A 20,243-nucleotide genomic window follows, 5' to 3' on the forward strand; every position below is an offset into this window, starting at 1 on the left:
AAGGTCTTTGCCTCCTCCGTCGTAACCCCCTTCCAATGGAACAAGCCGACAGCTGTCGGCGGGCCGCCTCCGAGGCCATCGCGGACGTGGAACCACCGCAGCTATACGATTTCATCGAGGCAACTCTCGACGAGGCCTCGATGGTTCCCGGCGTTCTCACCCTCGAGAGTGCTGCAGCGGCAGCACCCGACGGAAACGAGAGCCGCGACCTCGAGTCCGAGTTGCCAGCCAGTCGATCAGTCTCGGACCGCGAGCACGACCGCGACACCGAACACGGCACAGCCGACGACAGTCCGACCGATCACGAGCGGATCGCCACGCAGGCGGCCGGCGTCCAGCTCATCTACGAGGGACTACGTCTCACCCGATCGCTCGCCCACGACGAGCCCTGGACGAGCGAGACCGACGGCCGAGATGGCGACACCGGGGATCTCGAGATTCTCGCCGCCGACATCCTCGTCGCTCGTGGCTTCTACCTGCTCGCCCGGACTGACGCGGCCAGCAAGGCGGTTCGGACGGTCCAGGCGTTCGGTCGCGATCAAACCCGTCGCGAAACCGCCGCCGATCCGGTGACGATGGACGCAAATCTAGAGCGCGACATCCTCGAGCTCGCCGTCCTCACCGGAACCGCCGCGGTCGGGACAACTCCCTCACCACGCCTGCTCGCCACCGCTGAGTCACTCGCCGACACCGCCGGAACTACCTTCCCACCCGCAACCGAGTGTCTCGATGATCCCGTCCCACCGCTGTCGGAACGCTCGCTCGAGGACCACACGACAGATCGAGCGACGTCGGCGACAGACCACTGATAGGCCGCTCCGGAATTGGGGTGCGGCATACCACCCCACGCCCGGTGGCGAATCGAAACTCATAAAGTTAACTCGCGACAACGAGAAGATGCGCGCCTGGGTAGCTTAGCGGTAAAGCGCGTCCTTGGTAAGGACGAGAGCCCGGGTTCAAATCCCGGCCTAGGCTTCTTCCGTTTTTCACGTTCTCGAGCCGAGCGTTTTAAATATCTTTACCCGACCGTAGAGACGCATACGGTCGACAATAGCGGTGTAACGCATATCTCGACGTTCTGCCGTCACACCGGAACTGACGACCAGGAACCCGTCTCACAAGTCAAAAAAGCCAAACGTTCGGCAACGGCGCGTCGGATCGACGGTCAGGACGATCGAACGAGAACAGACGGTTACGTGACATACAGCGAGCGGGCAATAATGAGAAAGCCGGCGAGCATGAGCAGGCTCTCGAGGAGAATCCCCATCATCAGCGACACTCCGAGGAGTTCATAGAGGAAGCCGGCAAGCACCAGCCCGAGCGTGACGAGTCCGAACCCGACGGCGAGCAGGCCGAGCGCGGGCTGTCGAGTCCGGCGGTAGGCCTTGTACGCGAAGAAGGTGATCAGACTTCCAACGAGCAGGATAAGCGTCTTAACGACGGCAAGCAGGATCGCGACCGGTAGCCCTGTATCGTGGAAGCTCATACTGGTTCGTAGTTCGAAATCACAAACGGGACCCAAGTACCTTGTGTTCACGACGATTTCGGCCACGTTTCACTCGCATCCCGACCAGTTCCTTTTCGGTACCGCCGCTCGAACCCACGGCCATGACACGACTTGTCGAACTCGAGGCGACCGGGCCGCGGAAACTGGAGCCGTCGGACATCGACGACGAGAAAGGAAATATCGCAGTCTGCCAGTGCGGGCTCTCAGAATCGTTTCCGTTCTGTGATGGCAGTCACCGACGGACGGACGACGAAGAGTCGGAGACGACCTACGTGTACGAAGACGGCGAGCGATCGGTCGTCGAGTGCGTCGTCACGACGGACGACGAGTAGCACAACTCCCCGGTGAGCGTTCGAGCGACACTCACCACGTTTCGATTCGTCCCTCGCGGACGTCCTCCGCACAGCCCTCACAGTCTGGATGGCCGTCCTCGAAACAGGCCGGCCGGTACTGGTCGTCGAGCATGGCCGCGCGTTGTTCGGCGTAGCGTCGGCAGACGATCTTCGCCCGACCCTGCTCGTCCGAGGGGAGGCTGCGGGCGTTTTTCGCTACCTGATAGGCCTCGCGAGCCTCCTCGAGTTGCTCGGTCGTCGAACCGCGGACCTGTTCGTACTGCTCGCCAGCCTCCTGTAGCTTCGAGCGAAGGAACCGTTCGAGTCGACGACGATCCGCCATTACACATCTGTTCGAACGCCGACCCCATAGTCCCGTCGCTGAGAACCGGTCGCTGAACGGTGAGCGGCCCGCCCAGCATTCGAATCTGACGACTGCCCGCCGCTCGGTGGTGAAACCGGTCCAATGGCTGATTTACAGCCACCCACCCCCGCTGCAAGCAGCTGGTTCGACCCGTCACCGATCACTTTCGCTCCGATGCCGGCACTTTAAATACGATCGGGAGCGAACCCGCGTATGCCTCCCAGTGAAACGAAAGAGGAGGCGTGACACAATGAGCGACGTACGACAGCACGCGGACGACATCCACGACCAGTTTTCAGACCACATCGACGTCGCCGTCGAGGACATCGAAGAGCGCCTGCGCACGCTCGTCGACGAGTACAAAGTCCCAATGGACGAAGCTCGACGGAGCGTCACGAACCACTACCTCGAGGAAGCCGACCTCGAGCGGGAGGACATCTCCCGAGGCGGCAGCGAGGCCGCAAACGTCGAGGACGTCGACGAACCCGAGCAGTGGATCGACCTCACCGCGAAGGTCATCGAACTCTGGGATCCCCGTAGCGATTCCGTCGCACAGGTCGGCCTGCTGGGCGATCCGACGGGGACGATCAAGTTCACCAAGTGGGCGAAATCCGACCTCCCCGCACTCGAGGAAGGCGGCGTCTACAAACTACAGAACGTCGTCACCGACGAGTACCAGGGCCGGTACTCAGTCAAACTCAACTCGACAACGGTGATCGAGGAACTCGACGAGGATCTCGAGGTCGGCGACGATACGAGCGAGATCGAAGGCGCGCTCGTCGACATGCAAAGCGGTAGCGGGCTCATCAAGCGCTGTCCCGAGGACGACTGCACGCGCGTCCTCCAGAACGGCCGCTGTAACGAACACGGCGAGGTCGAAGGCGAGTTCGACCTCCGGATCAAGGCCGTCGTCGACGACGGGATCGACGCTCACGAGGTCATCTTCGACAAGGAAGCCACCGAAGACCTGACTGGCCTGAGCTTAGAGGAGGCCAAGGACATGGCGATGGACGCGCTCGATACAACCGTCGTCGCCGACGAAATCGCGGATGACATCGTCGGCACCTACTACCGCATCGAGGGGCCGACGTTCGGCCGCTACGTGCTGGCCGACGACGTCTCCGAACTCGATGGGCCAGCCGATCCAGAACAGCTGCTGATCAAAGCGAGGTCGATGTAACATGAGCCAGGCAGAACTCACCCGCGAAGTCGCCCGCCGCGTCTTCGCCTCCGAATTCAACGACTCGACGTACACCTTCAAAGAAAGCGACGACGAGCGCGCACCCAACTACGCGCTGCTCCCGACCGGCGACCGCGCCAATCGCGTGTTCATCGTCGGCACGCTGACCGAGACCGAAGACGTCGGCGAGGACAGCGAGTACTGGCGCGGCCGCGTCGTCGATCCGACGGGGACGTTCTTCGTTTACGCCGGCCAGTACCAGCCCGAGGCCGCGTCGACGCTTCGAGACACCGAACCGCCGGCGTACGTCTCCATCGTCGGTAAACCACGCACCTACGAGACCGAAGACGGCACCGTCAACGTCTCGGTCCGACCGGAGTCGATCTCGGTCGTCGACGACGCCACCCGCGACCGCTGGGTCGTCGAAACCGCCGAGCGAACCCTCGACCGAATCGAGGCCTACGAGCAGTGGGAAGCCGAACAGGAAGCGCCGGAAAGCGCCTCGACGGCACCCACGAACGAGTATGCCCAGATGGCTCGCGAGCGCTACGACTTGCCCGTCGTCAACTACCGAAACGACGTCATCGCCGCCCTCGAGAGCCTCGAGGACGTCGAGCAAGACGACGCCGAAGCGACGGTCTGAGAACGGTCTACGACCGATTCCGCCCTTTTTGTGCCAAGCTACGACTCGAGCAGTGCGACTCAGCTGTCGATAACGGCCTCGAGCATCGCGCCGACGCCGTCGAATCCGTCGTCGGTAACCTCGTGGCCCGCGTCGGGGTCGCACCGCTTGTCGACCGATGCGCCCGCGTGGTCGAAGACACGACACGTCGCAGCGATGCGTTCGCGGTCGACGTGTGGGTCAGCCCCGCCGTAGGCCACGAGCACCGGCGTCCCCTCGAGCGAGCCGTCGATCATCGTTGCCTCGAGTTCGTCGTTCGAACCGGGTAGCGTTCCTGAGAGGACGGCAAGCCCGCCGTAGCGGGTGGGCCGTCGACGAACGAACTCAGCGGCGACGCAGGCCCCCTGCGAGAAGCCGCCGATGACGGTTCGTTCGGGCGGGATATCGATCGCCCGGGCGGCCTCAAGTGCGGCCCCGACGCAGTCAACGCTCGAGGAGAGCCACGGTTCGTTGGCTTCCCGTGGTGCGCTCGCCCGACGTGGATACCAGCGGCTTCGCTCGGCCTGCGGGGCGAGGACCGCGATGCCGTGGCCGGTGACTGGCTTCACGAGGTTGATCACGCCTTGGGCCGTCGCACCGCGGCCGTGACAGACGATGTACGCGGCATCCGCAGCTAGCGCGGGCGCACCAGCCGTCACCAGTGGCTGGCCGGTGTGGGGCCCCGAGACGGCGTCCATGAAGCGATCGGAGCCAGTCATCGGTCGCGCGTGTGAGCCGTTGGCACCGTCAGCGTCGGTAGTTGGCTCTCGATCAGTTCGCGGTCGCGCTCGAACCAGTCGGGAAGGTACAGCGACTCGCCGGGTCGACCGTCGACTCCACTCGCGGCGACGCCGTCGGTGTCAGTCGCCAGTTCGAAGAGGACGCCGCCCGGTTCGCGGACGTACAGCGAGTGGAAGAAGTGGCGGTCCTTGACCCGCGAGACGTCGTAGCCGCGGTCGTCGAACAGTTCGTGCCACTCGTGGAGGTCGTCCTCGCGCTCGACACGCACCGCAACGTGGTGAAACGTCCCTTGTCCTTCGCGGCCGAAGTCGGCGTCGCGCTCGAGGATATCGACGACCGTCGCTCGAGTCCCCGGTGCGCGGTATCGCACCCGCCCACCCGCTTCCGACTCGTACTCGAAGCCCAGCGTCTCGAGCGTACTCGCCGTCGCGTAGGGATTGACCGACAGCACCGACACGCCGTGGAGTACGCGAATCGCCCGCTCCGTCGGTACCGGGCCATCCGTCCACGGTTCGATTCCAGTGGGCGAGACAGTGCCCGACGAGTCGGCCACGAACTCGAGGCGCGTTCCGACGGGATCTTCTAACCGCAGACAGCGGTCGCCGAATCGCTCGCGTGGCCCATCGACTGCGATGTCGTGCTCGCCGAGTCGCGCTTGCCAGTACTCGAGGGCGTCGTCCGGGACGACGAGCGCAACCGATTCGACCTGTGGCGGCCCCACGCGACCGGCGTCGCCGTGGGGATCGGGAAACAGTGTCAGAACCGTTCCGGGCATCCCGGTCGCGTCGCCGAAGTAGAGGTGGTGTTGCAGGATGTCCTCGAAGTTGACCGTCTGCGTGACAAGCCGGAGGCCGAGGACACCCGTGTAGAAATCGATCGCCTCCTGTGCGTCTCCGACGATGCCCGTCACGTGATGGAGCCCCGGCGTATCGGTGTGCATAACGGCTCTTAGGTCTCGAGGACCGTAGCCTGTCGGGCCAGACAAACACGACGGTCTGTGCCCGCCCAGAGCGTCAGCAGTCTCGTCGTGCTCGTCTGACGAACGGTTAAGTGTCATGCACGACGAATGGACGCTAAATGGGCAACAAGAACAAGACGATCTCGTTTCGCGTAAACGAGGACGCGTTCGAGGCGCTGCAGGACATCGCCGCCGAACGCGACATCTCGTTGTCCGCGGTGTTTCGTGACTACGTCGACCAGCTCGTTGACCACGACGGGCAGATCGCTGTCGTCCCCGAAGCCGACCTCGAGTCGAACGCGGGCAAAGGCGACGACGGTCACTCGTTTCCGCCGACCGTCGAAGTGCCGAAGCGATTCATCCGCGAACACGAACGCCTCGAACTCGAGGCCGACCATCTGCGCGAACAGCTCGACGAGTACAAAGCCTACGTCAACGAGTTACAGGACCGACTCGAGGAAGAAGAAGACGAAGTCCTGTTGCTCGACGAGTTAGACGACGACGAGGATCGGTACCAGCTTCGGTAGGCTATCGCGTCAGCGCCTGTTTTTCGCGTCGGATCTCGTCGTACTGCTCGTCTGCGCCTTCGACACGAGCGAGCGCTTCGGCCGCCTCGAGCGTCCGCACGGCGTCGTCGAGAAACGAGAGCACGTCGCCGGGGTAGGCATAGACCATGTAGTCGTCGGTCATCACGTCGACGATCGCGTCCGGGCCGAGCCCCTGTGCGCGGAGTTCGAGGAGGTACTGGATGAATTTGCGCTCCGGACAGCCACAGTAGGGGTTGTTGTCACAGCCACAGTCCAGAAAGTCCTGCGTGAAATCGAGCACGCGCTCTCTGGTCGCCGCGTCGAGTTTCTCGAGGCCCTCGCCCTGAAAGAGCATGTCGAGCGTCGCCCCCTTGAACGCTCCCTTCGGGATGTTCGTCTCGAGCTGGGAGCTGAGCTGGCGGTGATTTTTGACGTAGATTTTGTCGGTGATAGCCACGCGTTGGTGGTCTTAGCGCCCGTGGGCCGAAAAACGTCCCGGTCGCGCCCGGTCGCGGTCTCGTCCGTTAGTGTCGCGGTAGGTACTCGCACGCACTCGTACTCGAGTCGTAACGTATTTTAGGCCGACCGCTCCTATCTTGTCTTGCAAGCGTGTCCGGGTTGGGGTAGTGGTTATCCTTCAGCCTTGTGGAGGCTGAGACGCGGGTTCGATTCTCGCACCCGGACTTCCTGCGGCGGACAAATTCGTGAGCCGCAGGAACCCGTCGAGATCGAACCACGCGAGACGAGCGCTAGCGAGTCTCGCACCCGGTGGAGCTTCAATATTCTACACTCGAGTCCTGACTCACAGTGCGTCCTCGAGAAACGTTCGTAAGCGCTCACAGACGTACATTAGCCGCTCTTCGAGAATGCAGTGGCCGGCGCGGTGGACGATTTCACCGTCGAACTGATCAGTTCGATCCACCTCGAGCGAACACGCCGCAGACACAGCCATTATCGTACCGTCCGTACGGTCGACCGATGCCAGACACGGACGGTCCGTTCGAGTGTGCGGCCTGTGGAACCACGGTAGCGTTCGAGGATGCCCGTCGGACGAAAACGATGGGGGGGTTAGACCCGGAGAAGTGGCAGACGCTGTGCTGTCCGAACTGCGGTGCGCGGTTGCAGACGGTCTACGTCGGTGACTGAGACACTGTCTCGAGCGCTCAGCGAGCGAGAGCGGCGCATTCAGGCCCTCGCGTTTAGGGAGGACAGCCTGTAGTGACCCCATGGTAGATGTCGGCCGGCTCGGGCAGACGTTCGACGAGGCGCAGCGAAACGCGGCGTTGTCCTGGCTCGTCACGATCACACTCATCGGGCTGACGATCAACCACGGTCTCACTGCCTCCTACCGCTGGTTTGTCTTCACCGGATTTGCAGTCGCGATCGTGTTGCTGCCGGTCGCTGCGTTCCGAGATCCGCTACTGCTGCCGCCCTGGGAACTGCTGGTTCTCGTCTTGCTGCCCGTCGCCGACGCAACGGTACTCGGCGAGTCTGTGCTGACGACGGTCGCGACCTACGTCGCCGTCGCCGCGATCGCGCTCGTCGCCACCGTCGAGATCGACCGATTCACGGCGGTTCGGATGAACCACCCGTTCGCAGTCGCGCTGGTCGTTCTCACGACGCTCGCCGTCGCCGGGGCGTGGAACGTTGCACTGTGGTTCGCCGACGTCACGTTCGGAACGGGGTACATCCTGTCCGGACAGTCACAGGGCGCCGCCAACCACACCCTGATGGTCGAATTCGCGTACGCGGCGCTGGCCGGCTTGCTCGCGGGTCTCGTCTTCAGTCGGTACTTCCAGTCGTATACCGACGACGTCGAGCGTACACGCACGCCGACGCCGCAGGACGACGCTCCCGATTCGGAGCCCGACCCGGTTCCGACTCTGCTCCGCGATCAGTTGGATGCACCCGACCGAGCCGTCAGGCTGATCTCACGCGTCATGCAGGTCGCCCTCGTCGTCCTCCTGTTGTACGGACTCGTCGGCCGAGATCTGACGACGATCGTCAACAGCGCCATCGCGCTCTCGATCACGTTCCTCCCAGCGATCCTCGAGCACGATCGTCGGCTCCCGCTCGAGCCGGGGCTCGTGTTCTGGCTCACGGCGGCCGTCTTTCTCCACGCACTCGGCTCGGCCGGACTGTACGGGTTGGTCGGTCCGTGGGACAGTCTGACACATACGGTTTCGGCGTCGATCGTTGCCGCAGCCGGGTATGCGGTCGTCCGAGCGATCGACCTGCACACCGACGAGATCTACTTCCCCTCGCGGATGCTGTTCGCGTTTATTCTCGTCTTCGTGCTGGCGTTCGGCGTCATCTGGGAGCTCGTGGAGTTTGCGATCGACTGGAGCGCCCAGCAGTTCGGACTGACCGCGATCGTCGCCCAACACGGCCTCGACGATACGATCGTCGACCTCGTCTACGACACCGTCGGTGCGATCGTCGCCGCGATTTGGGGGTCGTTTTATCTCACCGATCTTTCCCACCGGATCGCCCACCGACTCAAGGGGTAACCCGTCACGCCGTCACGTGACGCGCTCGAGGCGATGCGCCAGCCGGCAGTCGAGTCACACTCCTGCGTCGGTCAGCCGTTGCACCTCGTCGTCGGAAAGCGAGAGCTGTGAGGCGGCGACGTTCGCCTCGAGATGGGCTGGATCCGACGTCCCCGGAATCGGGAGGATTACGTCCGATCGTTCGAGGAGCCACGCCAACGCAACCTGTCGGTGGCTGGCGTCGTGTTCGCCGGCGATTTCATCGAGCAGGTCGCCGTGGTCGGCAAGGTCATCGCCGTCGATCGGTGCCCACGGAATGAAGCCGATGTCGGAGTTCGTACACGCCTCGAGCACGTCGCTGTTCGAGCGATCACCCAGATTGAACCGGTTCTGAACGGTCGCGACGTCGACGTGCTGGCGGGCCGTCTCGAGTTGCTCGACGGAGACGTTGCTCAGTCCGACCTGCTCGACGAGGCCGTCGTCTTTGAGTTCGGCAAACGTCTGGACGGACTCCTCGAACGGCGTGTCGGGATCAGGTCGGTGGAACTGGTAGAGGTCGATGCTGTCCGTTCGCAGTCGGTCGAGTGAAGCCAGCACCTGATTTCGGATGTAATCGGGCTCGCCGTGGGCGATCCACTCGCCGCTGTGGTTTCGCAGGAGTCCTGCTTTCGTCGCAATCAGGACGTCCTCGGGATCGCCGATCGCCTCGCCGATGAGTCGTTCACTGACGCCGGGGCCGTAGGAGTCGGCGGTATCGATGAAGTCGACACCGAACTCGACGGCGTGCTCGAGAACCTCGTGGGCAGCCGCTTCGTCCGCCGGTGGACCGATGATCGACTCGCCACAGAGTCGCATCGCCCCAAAGCCGAGGCGGTGAACGGTCGTCTCGCCGATCTCGAACGTATCGCTTTCGTTTTCGATTGTCGAACTGCTCACGGTCATGCTACTCGAGGGAACCAGATAATCGTTGGCCGTTCACCTACGGATGACATCGTTCCAGTCTGTAGATTCGCGACTGGCTGTGTCCCTGCTGATACTGCCGGACAAAACGATTCACGCACCGATCGCACGCGAACGCTCGTCGCCGCCGGCGACGAACCGTGAGACGCGATCGGGCGTTTACTGACGTTTGTCTGGCAGTATGAGACCGGCGTCTCGAGTGAGCCGTGCGTACAATCAGGCTTCTCTTCCGGGATTTGAACCACGTGAACACCGCACTGTCGCTCGGCGTTCGCTATTACCTGTGAGCGAAGCGAGCGGGAACGGGAACAGCTCGGTCCCACCTCGAGAGCAGCAGCTTGTCGGGTGATAGTCGCCTAAAATCGGGATGCCGCCTCCCGGATTTGAACCGGGGACAGCTCGATCTTCAGTCGAGTGCTCTCCCAGTCTGAGCTAAGGCGGCGCATTTCCATATCTGTCGATGGTATAAAAAAGGATTTCGAATCGAGAGCGCTACGTGAGTCGTTACCATCAGCCTGACTGACGTCTGCGTGTGACTCGGTTAGGCGTGGATATCTTCCAGTAATGCAAAGAATACACTTACGTATACAGTCTATTGACCGCGGTCTGTTGGATTTATAGATATTCAAGACACCCTTTTCCGCTCTGACGAGTAATATCGTGTTATGGGAGCACTTACCTCTAATCAAGAAGTGCAAGAACTCTCTGCCGACACCATCCTCGAGTTGCTCGCGAACCGTCGGCGGCGATATCTCCTCTACGCGCTTCGTGGGCAAGAAGATCCGATCGAGCTGTCGACGCTGGCCGAGCAGGTTGCCGGCTGGGAGCACGACGTCCCACCGGATGAAGTCGCGAAAAACGAGTACAAGAGTGTCTACGTCTCGTCGGTCCAGTGTCACGTCCCAAAGCTCGCCGATGCGGGTGTCGTCGACCACGACGAAGACAACCACACTGTCGTCCTCGCGGAGAACTTCGCCCAACTCGAGCCCTACCTCCGCGTCGTCGTCAAGGACGAACCCGAAAACTCCACGCTGCATACTGCCCTCGAGACGGAATCCGGCGACGGCCTCCTCGGCCAAATCCGAGAGAACGTCGCTCGGCTCAAACACTAACGCCCTCGATGAGCAGCCGTTCCAAGCGAGGATGGCTGGAGACGGTTGTTCTGGTTCGAACGAGCATCGATGTATTCTCCGATTACCGGCGAGAAGTCAACACTTTACTGATCTATTACGCTTCGGCTCCTGTGGGCGCTCGGTACTGACTATCCAGTGAGCGACTCCCATTCAGACGGGCTGCTGTTCCGATGTCCCCGTGCATTCACAGGCTGGTTGTGGGCACACCGGCACTGACTGACATGAGTCCACGTTAGTGTCGCGAATCGATCGAGACATGAGCGATTCCCCTCGCAACTACCTCATGAGTGAGTGTATGTCACGGCTACCAGACTAACACAGCCAATAGATTGATCAGGGGCGGCGAAATAGCGCCCGGAGATGGGCAGAGAACACACCGCTCGAGAACTCCTCGAGCGGGCGGTCGCGACGGCACGGTCGGAGGGCGTCCTCGAGGTGGCCTATCGAAGTGTTCCGTATCTCAGACGGCGTCGAGATCGGCTCTGGAAACGGCTGTTGGCCCGCGTGGGCGGGATTCCCGCTGCGCGAATGTATTTACAGAGCCGACGACGGGTCCAGTCCGAGAGGATAACGGATGCGGACCCCTTCGCTCGACTGTGGGTGAATCCAGCACGGATCGACTCGCAGATTCGAACGCCATCGAAACGCTGGGGGCGAGTTGCCGACGGCGACTGGGATCTGGCGGTGGTCCCGTTCGATGAAACCGTCGCGTTCCGAAGCGTCGAGGCACACTTTCAGGACGGGGTACCCTGGGCGGAGACGACCGAGTTCGAGCAGTATCGCGATCGGCTGGCAGCCGGCGAACGGCCGAAAGGCTGTGCCACCGAAGCCGAACTCGAGGCACGGTTCGAGGAACTCGATACGATCTACGACCGAATCGCGACTGACGGCTATCGCTCACAGCCGGAGTTGTGGGCCGACCAGCCCGAGTATCAACGGACCGTCTTCTACAAATGGGATCGAACGATCGATCCGCGACTCGACGAAGTGACCATCAGCATCGGCCGTAACGGACAATTGGTACACAGTGATCGGGGCGATCACCGGCTGGCGATCGCGAAACTGCTCGGCTGTCAAGAAATTCCAGTGTTGGTCCGCCGACGACACGCGGCGTGGCAATCGATCCGGGACGAGATTACGGCGACACCCCGTCGATCGGCACTCTCCGAACAGGCCCGAAAATACCTCGACCATCCAGATATCCGTAATGACGCCGTCGATGACGAGTCGGAGACGGCCCGATATCCGACGTAACGTTTCATGCAGCCAGTCGTTTCGGTACTTCAGTGGCACCGTAACTATCGGTGTCCGTCGAAACATGCTCGAATGAAACACATGCTCGATGCTCGAGAAAGCGACGCGTTCCGGCCGGCACCCGTCCCGGAAGAGTGGCACCCGCATTCGAGCGCCGGTGTCGTCGGGATTCGAATCGCTGCGATGGAAGACGAACAGCCGTCGGCGGCGGCGTGGATCTGGTCGTCGAAGTGGTTGGATCTCACCGCCAAGCGATAGTCGACACACCGAGACCTCGGTTCAGAGACGAGACACCACCCGAAAGTCCGCACTCTCACCTCGTCGTGATGTTTTGGCTGCTCGAACAGTGCCGCGGATGTTTCGAGTTCGGATCAGGTCGAACGGTCGGCGATATCGTGGAGATCCGGATGAGACGGCACTGACCCGGTCTTCGCGTACCGACCTCGTCGATCCATCCACGCTCGATGTCGAACGAGCACGCCGACGGGGATCGACTCGAGGCCGAGCAGTTTCGCGATCGCGAGTCGGTGACGGCCGTTGACGAACAGGAGTTCGCCGTCACGGCCGATATCGACGAGTACCTCTTCGGTGACACCGAGTACCGAGTCGGTGCCGAGTTCCTGCTGGGATCGGTAGCCGTCCTGGCGAATGCGCTCGTAAAGGTCGTCGATCAGCCCACAGCGCTCGAGAATCGCCTCACGGGTCGTGAGACTTCGCCAGGACGGTTCGTCTTCAGCGGCGAGTTCGAGACAGCGTTCGACAAACAGCGTGTCGGTCCAGTCGACGCCGTCGACGAAATGAGCCCGCATCGATCTGAAAAAGACGCTCTCCTCGAAGCGGTCCGCACGGTAAAGGTCGTATCGCTCCCGATAATCGTCGTCGACGATTTCGACGTCGTTGGTTCGGTCCCAGTCACCGTCACGGACGGTGCCGAGCTGTGTGGCCTTTTCGTGGTACGGTGGATACGGCCGACCCGTGAACGCTCGAATACGACCCGGATCGACCGTGAGCGTTGCGAACGGGTCCGGTGAGCACTCGAACCCTTCGAAGTCGTCCGTAACCGTGTGCCGGTGATACGCGTTCTTTACGGCGGTTGGTGCGGTTACCGGGAGCGCCGCGTGGACGAACTCGGGCGTCTGCAACGGCAGCCACGATCGATTTTCGAGAGCCATCTACTGCGGCGAAGTCCAGTACGGTAGAAAAAGCGATAGAATCGTTTACAGTCAGTAGCGACTGACGCTCATTGAGAAGTGACCCTCTTCTCTCACATAACGTTTCCATAACAATACCTGCACGGGTCATCGCTCGAGTCGAATGCATGTCTTCCGAGGCTCTGACGCGTCGTGAAAAACTCCGGGGGTTGTATCTGGTCGCGACCTATCGGCCGCTCGTAACACTCTGTCTCGTCCTCTGTAGTGGCGTCGTCGCTGTCCTCGAGGGGGTGGGAGTGAGTTTCATTATCCCGATCATCGAACTGGCCCAGTCGTCCGGCGAGGCCGCGGCTCAGGACGATGCGTTCGTCGGTGCGTTCTTGACGGCTTTCGAACTCGTCGGGATCCCGTTTACGCTCGGCTACATCGTGGTGACCGTCAGTGCGGTCATTACGGTTCGATTCGTGTCGTCGTTCGTCGTCGCGTGGATGCGCGTCTCGCTTCGCACGAACTACGTCCGTGAGCTACAGTCTCGCGCGTTCAGAAAAGCGCTCGACGCTCGAGTCGCATACTTCGACGCCGAAGGCTCAGACGACGTGCTCAACGCGATCGTCACGCAAGCGGAGTACGCCGGGAAAGCGATCAGGGACTTCATCAGGTGTTTCGAACAGGTGCTGTTGATCGTGGTGTACCTCGCCGTCGCGTTCTACATCTCACCGCTCATGACGGTCGCCGCCGGAGTTGCCATCGTGGTCCTGACGGTTTTCATCCGAAACGTTCTCGAGGGCGGCTACGACCTCGGCGAGCGGGTGGCAGCGGCAAACGAGGGCATCCAACAGAACGTTCAGACGGGCACACAGGGGATCAGGGATGTGAAACTTATCGGAATGACCGAGTCAGTGTACGACCAGTTCTCGACTCACCTCGAGCGATTCACCACCTCGTCGATCAAACTTGGTCGCAACGAAGCCGCGATTAGCTCCGCCTACAACCTCTCGATCGCCGTCCTCGTGTTCGGCCTGATTTACGTCTCGATCACGTTCGCCGATCTCTCGCTCGGTGCGCTGGCCGCGTTCCTGTTCGTTATGTTTCAGGTTGGCCCCCGCGTCAGCAGCGCAAACGAGTACTTCTACAAGGTCGAGGGACGGCTTCCACATCTGGTTCGCACGCAGCAGTTCATCGAGGAACTCGAGGCGAATCAGGACTTACAGGGTGGAAACCGACCGGTTCCGGACACTCCCACGCCGATCGCATTCGAGGACGTCTCGTTTGCCTACGAGGACGACGAACCGGTGTTACGGAACCTCTCCTTTCGCGTCGACGATGGGGAGTTCGTCGCGTTCGTCGGCCAGTCCGGCGAAGGCAAGTCGACGATCGCGGCGCTACTCGCCCGACTGTACGCGCCCGACGACGGCGAGATTACCGCCGATGGCACACCGATCGACGAGTTCGACACCGCAGCGTGGCGATCCCGAATCGCGTTCGTTCGCCAGGACCCGTACATCTTCAACGAAACGCTCCTCGAGAACGTCACCGTCGGCAATCCAGACGCGACCCGCGCGGCGGTCGAGGAGGCCTGCGACATCGCGCAAGTCACCGAATTCCTCGACGAACTGCCCGACGGCTACGACACCGAACTCGGCGACGACGGCGTTCGCCTCTCCGGCGGTCAGCGCCAGCGCGTCGCACTCGCTCGAGCCCTCCTCGAGGACGCGGATATCCTGGTGCTCGACGAAGCGACGAGCGATCTCGACGCGACCATCGAACGGCGCGTTCAAGACGGCATCGAGTCGATGTCCCGCGAGTACACTATCATCGCGATCGCACATCGACTCTCGACCGTCCGCGACGCCGACCGCATCTACGCGCTCGAAGACGGGACGATCGCCGAACGAGGGAATCACGGACAGTTGCTCGAGCAAGACGGTGCGTACGCGGAGCTGTACGCGGTCCAGTAGCGCGGTCAGCTCGGCTGCTCATGAGCGTGCTCGCCACAAAACAGGGCCCAGGCGGGTTCGAACCGCCACTCGCATACATTTCTGTGGCTCACGGGTTTGTTCGCCACAGAAATGGGCTCGGGCGGGTTCGAACCACCGACCTCGGCCTTGTAAAGGCCGCGTCATGACCAGCTAGACCACGAGCCCGCATTCGGACACAGACCCCCCGTCCGAATAACCTTTACTTTCTCGCGTCGGAGGAGTCGGCATGGCTCTCGAGCGCGTCTGGTCGGTGCTGGTGGCCGTTCTCGCCGTTTCACTGATCGGCCTGCTCGTCTTCCAACTCGGGCTCGTGACCCCGCCGTGGGCAGAATCACAAGCCGACGTACGGGTCCTCGACGGCGACACCGGCGACGAGCTGGCCGCGATCGACGTCGAGGTAGCCGACACGCCGTCAGAGCGATACACCGGCCTGAGCGACCACGAGTCACTCGAGGACGGCCACGGAATGTTGTTCGTCCATTCGAGCGAGGACGAGCGCACGTACGTCATGCGCGAGATGGACTTCGACATCGACATCATCTTCATCGGTGCCGACGGCGAGATCACGGCGATCGAGCACGCTCGCGCGCCCGAGCCCGGCGAGGACGGCAACGACCTCGAGTACAGCGGGCAGGCGAAGTGGGTTCTCGAGGTGCCACGTGGCTACACCGACGAAACCGGCATCGAAGTCGGGGACGAGGTCGTCATCGACTACGAGTGACGCGCCGACGATCCGAGGCGCGTTTCGCTCCCTCGCAAACGCTTATCCGCAGCGACCCCCGAGGCGCACGTAATGCAGGACGTCGACTGGGAGAAAGACGACCCGTTCGAGGATCAGCGAGATCGGATCGAGAGTCCGATGCGGCGGCTGCTCTTCGAATACGGCCGGCCGTACTGGGTTTCGGTCACCGTTGGGCTCATCTCGAGCGTGCTCGCGCGGGCGCTCGATCTCTTACCTGCGCTTATGCTTGCGGTCGCGATCGACGCCATCTTCGGCGATGCCGTCTTCGCTGACCAGGTGCCGCTCGTACTCTTGCCGGAGGCGTGGCTTCCGGCGACGGCCGAAGGGCAGTTCGCGTTCGTCGCGACCGCCATCGCAGCGTCGTTCGTCTTCGGCGCGCTGTTTCACTGGCTTCGAAACTGGGGCTTTAACTCCTTCTCACAGGAGATCCAACACGACGTCCGGACCGCGACCTACGACAAGATGCAGCGACTCGACATGGAGTTTTTCGCCTCGAAACAGACCGGCGAGATGATGTCGGTACTAAGTAACGACGTCAACCAACTCGAGCGGTTTCTCAACGAAGGGATGAACTCGGCGACGCGACTGGTCGTGATGGTCGTCGGTATCTCACTTTTGTTGTTCTGGCTCAACCCGCAGTTGGCGCTGGTTTCGCTCGCGCCCGTCCCGTTGATTGCGGCTTTTACCTACGTATTCGTCAAGAAGATCCAGCCGAAGTACGCTGCCGTCCGGTCGTCGGTCGGGAAAGTAAACTCGAGACTCGAGAACAACCTCGGCGGGATCGGCGTCATCAAATCCTCGAACACGGAACGCTACGAATCGGATCGCGTCGAGGACGTGTCCCGGAAGTACTACGACACGAACTGGGAGGCGATTTGGCTTCGCATTCGGTTTTTCCCCGCTCTCCAGCTAATCTCGGGAATTGGTTTCGTACTGACCTTTGCCGTCGGTGGCTACTGGATCTTCACCGGAAGTGGCCCAGGTCCGTTTACGGGCACGCTCCAGACCGGGACGTTCGTCGCCTTCATCCTCTATACGCAGCAACTCGTCTGGCCCATGGCCCAGTTCGGGCAGGTCATCAACATGTACCAGCGTGCGTCGGCCTCGAGCGAGCGCATCTTCGGCCTGATGGACGAGGAGGGCCGGATCGAACGCGACGACGGAGCCAACGCACTCGAGGTCAGCGAGGGGGCCGTCGAGTACGACAGCGTGAGTTTCGCATACGAGAACCAGGGAACGTCGTCGACCGCGGAGAGCGACGATCAGCCTGACACGGGAGACGTCCAGTCGGAGCGCATCATCGACGACATCTCGTTCGACGTCGACGGCGGCGAGACGGTCGCGCTCGTCGGCCCGACGGGAGCGGGGAAGTCGACTGTCCTCAAACTCCTGTTGCGGCTGTACGACGTGGACGAGGGTGCGATCCGGATCGACGATCAGGACGTTCGGGACGTCTCGCTCTCGAGTCTCCGCCAGTCGATGGGCTATGTCGGTCAGGAGTCGTTCCTGTTCTACGGCTCCGTCGAGGAGAACATTACCTACGGCACCTTCGACGCGAGTCGCGAGGAAATCGTTGCGGCCGCCAAAGCGGCGGAGGCCCACGAGTTCATCCAGAACCTGCCCGATGGGTACGACACCATGGTCGGCGAACGCGGCGTCAAACTCTCCGGCGGCCAGCGCCAGCGCGTCGCCATCGCCCGCGCAGTGCTCAAAGACCCCGATATTCTAGTGCTCGACGAGGCGACCAGCGACGTCGACACCGAGACCGAGATGCTCATTCAGCGCTCGATCGACGACCTGACCGAAGATCGAACCACCTTCGCCATCGCCCACCGACTCTCGACGATCAAAGACGCCGACCAGATCCTGGTCTTGGAGGACGGCCGAATCGTCGAGCGCGGAACCCACGAGCAATTGCTCGACAACGACGGGCTCTACTCACACCTCTGGGGCGTCCAGGCTGGCGAGATCGACGAACTGCCACAGGAGTTCATCGAACGCGCGCAACGCCGTCAGGCGAGGACAGAAGTCGAAATCGACGACTAACGAACCTAAAACGACTCTTGTTCGCGCTGTCCCTCTTGGTCCGGCGCACCCTCGTCTTGACGGTCTTCGCCCATCGCGGGCGGCGTTCGGTCGCTGTAGTTTTTCCGCCCGATCGCGTCGTCGCCGACCATGTTCATGATCGCCTGTTTGATCTCGTCTGCCGACCCGTACTCGTCTTCGTTTAGCGGCTCGAGCAGTTCCTCGAGGGTCGCTGTCTCGTCACCCATTTCGATCTCCTCGTCGCCGTGCTGATCGAACAGTTCGGCTTCGCTCATCGGATACTCCGCGCTCTCGAGGTCGTCACCCAGGTCGCCGAGTTCGACGCCTAGTTCGCGACTATCGTCACTCATACTCGAGGGATGGGCGAGGCATCGGAAACCGGTTGGCCCTGCGTTCGCCATCGGCCGCGGAGTCGGGGCGCCACCGGGAGTTTCATGCCCGCGCCGCGGGAGTGTGTTCGCATGGACCTCACCGATGCAACGTGGACGGACGTCCGCGATCTCGAGACCGATCTCGCGGTCGTCCCCGTCGGCAGCACGGAACAACACGGCCCGCACGCGCCGCTTGGCACGGACGTACTGACCGCCGAAGCGGTCGCCGACGCCGGCCTCGAGCGAGTCGACCGCGAGGTCGTGCGAGCGCCGGCGATTCCCGTCGGCATCGCTGAGGAACACCGCCAGTTCCCTGGAACGATGTGGGTTACTCCGGAGACGTTTCGAGACTACGTCCGCGAGGCCGTCGAGAGCCTCACCCACCACGGCTTCGACCGCATCGTCATCGTCAACGGCCACGGCGGCAACGTCGATGCGCTGCGGGAAGTCGGCGCGACGGTCACACGGACCGGCGACGCCTTCGCCGTCCCCTTTACGTGGTTCGAGGCCGTCGGCGACCACTCAGCCGACATGGGCCACGGTGGCCCACTCGAGACCGCGTTGCTTCGCCACTGCGAGCCCGGTCTCGTCCGGGAAGATCGGATCGACGAGGCGAGCACTGGCGGTGCTGAGCGCTGGGGGGAGTGGGTGAGCTACGCGAATCTGGCCTACGATTCGGCCGAGTTCACCGACAACGGCGTCGTCGGCGACCCGGGCGCAGGCGACGAAACACGAGGCGAAGAACTGCTCGAGTTAGCGGCGGATTCGCTGGCCCGCCTGCTCGAGGCCGTTGCGGAGCGAGACGTTTCGCGACCCGATCGGCGGTAGCGTGTCTCGGTGCGACGGCTGTCGTCGAACCTAGAGAGAACGGTTCGGTCGCTACTCTTCAGCCTCGTCGTCGTCAGCGTCGTCGGCATGCGCATCAGCTTCCTCGTCGTCTGCCTCGTCAGCGGCTGCCTCGCCGACGTCCTGCAGCGTCCCGCGAAGCGCCGGAATCGTCGACGTGAGCTCGCCGACCTGTTCGCTTGCCGCGGAGATGTCCGCAATCGCTGCCTCGAGATCGGCGATCTCGTCTTCGAGGTCGTCGGCATCTTCGAACGCATCCGCGCGCTGGCCCATCGTGAACCACTTCTTGGCGTCCCGGAGGTGGGCTTCGGCGTCGCCGGCGTTCAGTTCGGAGTTGAGGCCGTTCAAAACGCCCAACACGTTATCGGCATCGGTCTCCCAGACGTCGTCGGCAGCAGGGAGCGCACTCCAACCCGCCTCAAGGGACGACTCGACGTCCTCGCGCATCTCGTTGGCCGCTTCGCCGAACAGTTCCTCGTCGTCGCCGAATGTCGCTTGGCTCATACGTGCTCTTTCACCGGGACTTGGTTTAAAAGATAGCCCGAAAGTGAAAGTGAAAACGCGCTCGAGCAGGCTAATATCGGCAAATCGGCAGCCGGATTTCGAAAGAGAGGTCGTCTAACGGTGTGCGATCGAGCGTCACCGGCCTCGAACCGACTCGAGTCGCATCAGTGGGTAGCCGTCTTCCATCTCCATGCGCGTCAGGACTTCATGGCCCTCGTAGTCGACGACGATCTCGACCTCGAGAAACCGGCCCGTCAGTTCGGTGTAGTCGGCCGTCGACTCGGCCAACTCGGCCTCGAGCGCGTCAGTTTGGACGGCGACGGTCACGTCGGTACAGTGGGGTTGGTTTTCGATCGCCTCCTCCATCGCCGTCTCGAGACTGGACGCACTCGACGGTGAGAGCGGCGTGCCGGCGAATTGGTGATAGAGCGTACCGAACTTGATACCGGCCTCGAAGCAGGCAGCTTCGGCGTCTGACGGGGTCGTGTCGGTCGACAT

The 20,243-nt window shown here is 62.3% G+C and carries 25 protein-coding genes and 4 tRNA genes; 16 read left to right on the forward strand and 13 right to left on the reverse strand.

The window, feature by feature from the left end:
* The first annotated feature begins 35 nt into the window (after positions 1 to 35).
* Positions 36 to 809 carry a DUF7114 family protein gene (locus GCU68_RS03570; protein WP_152939086.1) on the forward strand — a complete coding sequence of 258 codons (774 nt, stop codon included), beginning with the start codon at positions 36 to 38 and terminating at the stop codon, positions 807 to 809.
* A gap of 94 nt (positions 810 to 903) precedes the next feature.
* Positions 904 to 975: transfer RNA gene (locus GCU68_RS03575), tRNA-Thr, on the forward strand.
* A 217-nt stretch (positions 976 to 1,192) separates the two neighbouring features.
* Here GCU68_RS03575 and GCU68_RS03580 read toward each other — a convergent pair.
* Entirely contained in the window at positions 1,193 to 1,486 is a 294-nt protein-coding gene (locus tag GCU68_RS03580; protein WP_152939087.1) for a DUF7521 family protein, read from the reverse strand.
* 122 nt (positions 1,487 to 1,608) lie between these two features.
* Here GCU68_RS03580 and GCU68_RS03585 point away from each other — a divergent pair, with 122 nt between their 5' ends.
* A complete protein-coding gene (locus tag GCU68_RS03585) occupies positions 1,609 to 1,839 on the forward strand; it encodes a CDGSH iron-sulfur domain-containing protein (protein ID WP_152939088.1) in 231 nt (76 codons plus the stop codon).
* Positions 1,840 to 1,870: 31 nt separating this feature from the next.
* Here the strand turns inward: GCU68_RS03585 and GCU68_RS03590 are convergent, their stop codons facing one another.
* Positions 1,871 to 2,182, reverse strand: a complete 312-nt coding sequence (locus GCU68_RS03590; protein WP_152939089.1) for a DUF7091 family protein — start codon at positions 2,180 to 2,182, stop codon at positions 1,871 to 1,873.
* A 271-nt stretch (positions 2,183 to 2,453) separates the two neighbouring features.
* On the opposite strand from GCU68_RS03590, the gene GCU68_RS03595 reads away from it, so the two are divergent.
* Positions 2,454 to 3,383 carry a replication factor A gene (locus tag GCU68_RS03595; protein ID WP_152939090.1) on the forward strand — a complete coding sequence of 310 codons (930 nt, stop codon included), beginning with the start codon at positions 2,454 to 2,456 and terminating at the stop codon, positions 3,381 to 3,383.
* 1 nt (position 3,384) lies between these two features.
* Positions 3,385 to 4,026: an RPA family protein gene (locus tag GCU68_RS03600; RefSeq protein ID WP_152939091.1), complete on the forward strand. Its 642-nt coding sequence runs from the start codon at positions 3,385 to 3,387 to the stop codon at positions 4,024 to 4,026.
* A 59-nt stretch (positions 4,027 to 4,085) separates the two neighbouring features.
* Here the strand turns inward: GCU68_RS03600 and GCU68_RS03605 are convergent, their stop codons facing one another.
* Entirely contained in the window at positions 4,086 to 4,763 is a 678-nt protein-coding gene (locus tag GCU68_RS03605) for an alpha/beta hydrolase (RefSeq protein WP_152939092.1), read from the reverse strand.
* Positions 4,760 to 5,725 (reverse strand): VOC family protein, encoded by a 966-nt coding sequence (locus GCU68_RS03610; RefSeq protein WP_152939093.1) that lies wholly within the window; start codon positions 5,723 to 5,725, stop codon positions 4,760 to 4,762. Before GCU68_RS03610 ends, GCU68_RS03605 begins: the two co-directional genes overlap by 4 nt.
* A 137-nt stretch (positions 5,726 to 5,862) precedes the next feature.
* Between GCU68_RS03610 and GCU68_RS03615 the strand changes: the two genes are divergently transcribed.
* Complete coding sequence (locus GCU68_RS03615; protein WP_152939095.1) at positions 5,863 to 6,270, forward strand: ribbon-helix-helix protein, CopG family; 408 nt, start codon at positions 5,863 to 5,865, stop codon at positions 6,268 to 6,270.
* A gap of 1 nt (position 6,271) precedes the next feature.
* On the opposite strand, the gene GCU68_RS03620 is transcribed toward GCU68_RS03615, so the two are convergent.
* Positions 6,272 to 6,727 (reverse strand): DUF5814 domain-containing protein, encoded by a 456-nt coding sequence (locus GCU68_RS03620; RefSeq protein ID WP_152939097.1) that lies wholly within the window; start codon positions 6,725 to 6,727, stop codon positions 6,272 to 6,274.
* Positions 6,728 to 6,882: 155 nt separating this feature from the next.
* Between GCU68_RS03620 and GCU68_RS03625 the strand changes: the two genes are divergently transcribed.
* Positions 6,883 to 6,954: transfer RNA gene (locus tag GCU68_RS03625), tRNA-His, on the forward strand.
* 118 nt (positions 6,955 to 7,072) lie between these two features.
* Here the strand turns inward: GCU68_RS03625 and GCU68_RS03630 are convergent.
* Positions 7,073 to 7,222 carry a hypothetical protein gene (locus tag GCU68_RS03630; protein WP_152939099.1) on the reverse strand — a complete coding sequence of 50 codons (150 nt, stop codon included), beginning with the start codon at positions 7,220 to 7,222 and terminating at the stop codon, positions 7,073 to 7,075.
* Positions 7,223 to 7,248: 26 nt separating this feature from the next.
* On the opposite strand from GCU68_RS03630, the gene GCU68_RS21195 reads away from it, so the two are divergent.
* Both GCU68_RS21195 and GCU68_RS03635 read left to right on the forward strand, forming a co-directional pair.
* Positions 7,249 to 7,416 carry a hypothetical protein gene (locus tag GCU68_RS21195; protein ID WP_168927065.1) on the forward strand — a complete coding sequence of 56 codons (168 nt, stop codon included), beginning with the start codon at positions 7,249 to 7,251 and terminating at the stop codon, positions 7,414 to 7,416.
* An 80-nt stretch (positions 7,417 to 7,496) separates the two neighbouring features.
* Positions 7,497 to 8,780 carry a hypothetical protein gene (locus GCU68_RS03635; protein ID WP_152939101.1) on the forward strand — a complete coding sequence of 428 codons (1,284 nt, stop codon included), beginning with the start codon at positions 7,497 to 7,499 and terminating at the stop codon, positions 8,778 to 8,780.
* Between the two features lie 54 nt (positions 8,781 to 8,834).
* On the opposite strand, the gene GCU68_RS03640 is transcribed toward GCU68_RS03635, so the two are convergent.
* Positions 8,835 to 9,695 (reverse strand): aldo/keto reductase, encoded by an 861-nt coding sequence (locus GCU68_RS03640; protein WP_152939103.1) that lies wholly within the window; start codon positions 9,693 to 9,695, stop codon positions 8,835 to 8,837.
* A 392-nt stretch (positions 9,696 to 10,087) separates the two neighbouring features.
* Positions 10,088 to 10,161: transfer RNA gene (locus tag GCU68_RS03645), tRNA-Phe, on the reverse strand.
* 223 nt (positions 10,162 to 10,384) lie between these two features.
* On the opposite strand from GCU68_RS03645, the gene GCU68_RS03650 reads away from it, so the two are divergent.
* From GCU68_RS03650 to GCU68_RS21200, 3 genes are all read left to right on the forward strand, one after another.
* A complete protein-coding gene (locus GCU68_RS03650) occupies positions 10,385 to 10,831 on the forward strand; it encodes a DUF7344 domain-containing protein (protein WP_152939105.1) in 447 nt (148 codons plus the stop codon).
* 381 nt (positions 10,832 to 11,212) lie between these two features.
* Positions 11,213 to 12,106 carry a hypothetical protein gene (locus GCU68_RS03655; protein WP_152939106.1) on the forward strand — a complete coding sequence of 298 codons (894 nt, stop codon included), beginning with the start codon at positions 11,213 to 11,215 and terminating at the stop codon, positions 12,104 to 12,106.
* 72 nt (positions 12,107 to 12,178) lie between these two features.
* Positions 12,179 to 12,364: a hypothetical protein gene (locus tag GCU68_RS21200; RefSeq protein WP_152939108.1), complete on the forward strand. Its 186-nt coding sequence runs from the start codon at positions 12,179 to 12,181 to the stop codon at positions 12,362 to 12,364.
* Positions 12,365 to 12,477: 113 nt separating this feature from the next.
* Here GCU68_RS21200 and GCU68_RS03665 read toward each other — a convergent pair whose 3' ends face one another.
* Positions 12,478 to 13,278 (reverse strand): ParB N-terminal domain-containing protein, encoded by an 801-nt coding sequence (locus GCU68_RS03665; RefSeq protein WP_152939109.1) that lies wholly within the window; start codon positions 13,276 to 13,278, stop codon positions 12,478 to 12,480.
* A gap of 146 nt (positions 13,279 to 13,424) precedes the next feature.
* On the opposite strand from GCU68_RS03665, the gene GCU68_RS03670 reads away from it, so the two are divergent.
* Positions 13,425 to 15,215, forward strand: a complete 1,791-nt coding sequence (locus tag GCU68_RS03670) for an ABC transporter ATP-binding protein (protein WP_152939111.1) — start codon at positions 13,425 to 13,427, stop codon at positions 15,213 to 15,215.
* A 112-nt stretch (positions 15,216 to 15,327) separates the two neighbouring features.
* On the opposite strand, the gene GCU68_RS03675 is transcribed toward GCU68_RS03670, so the two are convergent.
* A tRNA-Val gene (locus GCU68_RS03675) sits at positions 15,328 to 15,401 on the reverse strand.
* 61 nt (positions 15,402 to 15,462) lie between these two features.
* Between GCU68_RS03675 and GCU68_RS03680 the strand changes: the two genes are divergently transcribed.
* Both GCU68_RS03680 and GCU68_RS03685 read left to right on the forward strand, forming a co-directional pair.
* Positions 15,463 to 15,957: a DUF192 domain-containing protein gene (locus GCU68_RS03680; protein WP_152939113.1), complete on the forward strand. Its 495-nt coding sequence runs from the start codon at positions 15,463 to 15,465 to the stop codon at positions 15,955 to 15,957.
* A gap of 72 nt (positions 15,958 to 16,029) precedes the next feature.
* Positions 16,030 to 18,024, forward strand: coding sequence for an ABC transporter ATP-binding protein (locus GCU68_RS03685; RefSeq protein ID WP_152939115.1), 1,995 nt, complete (start codon positions 16,030 to 16,032; stop codon positions 18,022 to 18,024).
* Positions 18,025 to 18,029: 5 nt separating this feature from the next.
* Here the strand turns inward: GCU68_RS03685 and GCU68_RS03690 are convergent, their stop codons facing one another.
* Positions 18,030 to 18,374 carry a DUF5789 family protein gene (locus GCU68_RS03690; RefSeq protein ID WP_152939117.1) on the reverse strand — a complete coding sequence of 115 codons (345 nt, stop codon included), beginning with the start codon at positions 18,372 to 18,374 and terminating at the stop codon, positions 18,030 to 18,032.
* Between the two features lie 111 nt (positions 18,375 to 18,485).
* On the opposite strand from GCU68_RS03690, the gene GCU68_RS03695 reads away from it, so the two are divergent.
* Positions 18,486 to 19,223 carry a creatininase family protein gene (locus GCU68_RS03695; RefSeq protein ID WP_152939119.1) on the forward strand — a complete coding sequence of 246 codons (738 nt, stop codon included), beginning with the start codon at positions 18,486 to 18,488 and terminating at the stop codon, positions 19,221 to 19,223.
* Between the two features lie 51 nt (positions 19,224 to 19,274).
* Here the strand turns inward: GCU68_RS03695 and GCU68_RS03700 are convergent, their stop codons facing one another.
* A complete protein-coding gene (locus GCU68_RS03700; RefSeq protein WP_152939121.1) occupies positions 19,275 to 19,745 on the reverse strand; it encodes a DUF5790 family protein in 471 nt (156 codons plus the stop codon).
* A 135-nt stretch (positions 19,746 to 19,880) separates the two neighbouring features.
* Positions 19,881 to 20,243 (reverse strand): dihydroneopterin aldolase family protein, encoded by a 363-nt coding sequence (locus GCU68_RS03705; protein WP_152939123.1) that lies wholly within the window; start codon positions 20,241 to 20,243, stop codon positions 19,881 to 19,883.

The sequence above is a fragment of the Natronorubrum aibiense genome, from assembly GCF_009392895.1.
Taxonomy (GTDB): domain Archaea; phylum Halobacteriota; class Halobacteria; order Halobacteriales; family Natrialbaceae; genus Natronorubrum; species Natronorubrum aibiense.